The sequence below is a fragment of the Cellulomonas sp. GbtcB1 genome (assembly GCF_019091725.1).
GTDB lineage: Bacteria > Actinomycetota > Actinomycetes > Actinomycetales > Cellulomonadaceae > Cellulomonas.
Genome location: NZ_JAGXJG010000187.1, coordinates 1 through 300 on the forward strand (window position 1 = coordinate 1; position 300 = coordinate 300).

Annotated in this window: 1 pseudogene; it reads right to left on the minus strand. The window is 73.0% G+C overall.

Features of this window, described 5'->3' with window-relative positions:
* Window positions 1–300: pseudogene (locus KVT14_RS20230) on the minus strand (alcohol dehydrogenase); the annotation flags it as partial.

Here is a 300-nt window from a genome sequence, read left to right on the forward strand (position 1 = left end):
CCTCAGCGTGCGGGACAGCACGGTGACCTCGGCGCCCATGGCGTGCGCGAGCATGACGTCCATGTGGCCGAGGCCGCCCATGCCGACGTCCGCCACCTCCTTGCCCGGGCCGGCGCCCCAGTGCGCGAGGGGGGAGTACGTGGTCACGCCGGCGCACAGCTGCGGCGCGGCCTTGTCGAACGGGATGGCCTCCGGCACGCGGAGCACGAAGTCCTCGTCGCCGACAACGTGGGTCGAGTAGCCGCCCTGCGTGATCGTGCCGTCGCGGTCGGCGGACGCGTAGGTCTGGGTGTTGCCCTC